Here is a 1,994-nt window from a genome sequence, read left to right as displayed (position 1 = left end):
CTAGCCCAAGTTCCGCAGCTCGCGACGATTTTCGACAATCTGCCGCCCGCCAGCCCAGCAACGGCGGGGGCCACCCCCTCGAAAGTGCGTGTAGTGCTAACCCACTGGGTTGATCGGATGGCGTGAGATCGCGAGAAGAGGCGTGCAGCAAGCACGTGTTCCTCCGGCACAAACGCATCAGCAAGAACGGCAAGACGCACACCTACTGGATGTTGGTGCGGTCGGTGCGCATCGGTGGCAAGGTGCGCCAGCAGGTTGTCGCGCAGCTCGGCAACCTCGACGCGAAGGGTAGGGCTCGCGCGCGCGCCTACGCGGACAAGCTCACGGGCCGACGGACGCATCCGAGCCTGTTCGAGCCTCGCGAGGATGAGTTCGCCGACACCGAGAAGATCCGGCTGAAGGCGGTGCGGGTCGAGCGCGCACGTCGATTCGGGGACGTGTTCCTCGGCCTCAGCCTGTGGCACACGCTGCAACTCGACGAGGCGTTCGACCGGTTGATGCCGGAGGGGCGAGAGGACATCCCTTGGTCGAACCTGGCTGCGCTGCAGGTGATCTGCAGGCTTTGCATGCCGTCCAGTGACCTGCACATCGCGGAGTCGCTGTACCGGCAGACGGCACTCGACGACTTGCTCGGGATTCCGGAGGCCAAGGTCAACGACGACCGCCTCTACCGGACCCTCGACCGGGTGCTCGTGCACAAGGATGCGATCGAACAGCACCTGCGCGATCGCATCGGCAGGCTGTTCGGCATCAAGTACGACCTGCTGCTCTACGACGTCACGTCGACCTACTTCGAAGGCGAAGCCGCTGGCAACCCACAGGCCAAACGTGGCCACAGCCGCGACCATCGACCGGACTGCAAGCAGGTGTGCATCGCGTTGGTCGTGACGCGCGAGGGCATCCCGCTCGCGCACGAGGTCTTCGACGGCAACCGCGTCGACGTGACCACCGTGCAGGAGATCGTCGACAAGATCGAGACCCGCTTCGGCAAGGCCGACCGCGTTTGGGTCATGGATCGCGGCATGGCCAGCGCGAAGAACTTCCAGTGGCTGCAGAGCGGTGGCCGCCGCTACGTCATCGGCGCATGTCGCTCCGACTTGCACCGCTTCGAGCAGCAGCTGATCGAAGCAAAGGACTGGAAGAGCATCCGCGACGACGTGGAAGTGAAGCTGTGCCCGAACGAGTCCGGCACCGAGACCTACATCCTGTGCCGCTCCGCGATGCGGAAGGAGAAAGACCGCGCCATCGTCGAGCGTGCCGCCGAACGCATCACCGCGTGCCTCGATCGCCTGCGCAAGCGACTCATCTCGGCGAGGAGCCCGATCGATCGCGATCGTGTCAACCAGCAGATCGGTCGCCTGCTGGCCAGGCACAGCAGGGCGGCGCAGAAGTTCGTCGTCGGGCTTCGCGCCAACCCGAGTCATGCCTCGGGACTCTCCCTCGTCGTGAAGGAGAGCCATGCCTGGCAACTCTGGTCCGAACGCAGCGCCGGGTGCTACCTGCTTCGCACCAACGTCACCGGCTGGACCGAAGAAGACCTCTGGCGGACCTACATCCAACTCACCGAGGCCGAGGCCGCATTCCGCATCCAGAAGTCCGACCTCTCGATTCGCCCGGTCTGGCACCAGCGTGCCGATCGGGTGCGCGCCCACATCTTCGTCTGCTTCCTCGCCTACGCGCTCTACAAGACCCTCGAGCAATGGCAGGCGCACGCCGGTCTCGGCAACAGCCCCCGGTTCATCCTCGAAGAACTTCGCCAGGTGCAGAGCGTCGACGTCGTGCTTCCCATCGTCGACGGGCCGGAGGTCAAGGTCCGCTGCGTCATCAAGCCCAACGATGAACACGTCGCATTGCTCGACCGCCTCGGCATCGAGTTGCCCAAGAGGTTGGCCATCCCCAAGGGCATCGAGGAGGTCACCGTGTAGTGCCAACCAATTGCCGCAAGTCGTTGGCTTCCAACCTCACGGCCTGCTGAACTGCGGAACTTGGGCTAG

The 1,994-nt window shown here is 64.5% G+C and carries 1 protein-coding gene; it reads left to right on the top strand.

Going from position 1 to position 1,994, the window contains the following annotated elements; all coding sequences use genetic code 11:
• The first annotated feature begins 155 nt into the window (after positions 1-155).
• Positions 156-1,925 carry an IS1634 family transposase gene (locus K8I01_12205; protein ID MBZ0221179.1) on the top strand — a complete coding sequence of 590 codons (1,770 nt, stop codon included), beginning with the start codon at positions 156-158 and terminating at the stop codon, positions 1,923-1,925.
• The last annotated feature ends 69 nt before the right edge of the window (positions 1,926-1,994 follow it).

This window comes from Deltaproteobacteria bacterium (genome assembly GCA_019912665.1).
Lineage (GTDB): Bacteria > Desulfobacterota > GWC2-55-46 > GWC2-55-46 > GWC2-55-46 > UBA5799.
This window is presented reverse-complemented; position numbering and strand designations above follow the sequence as displayed.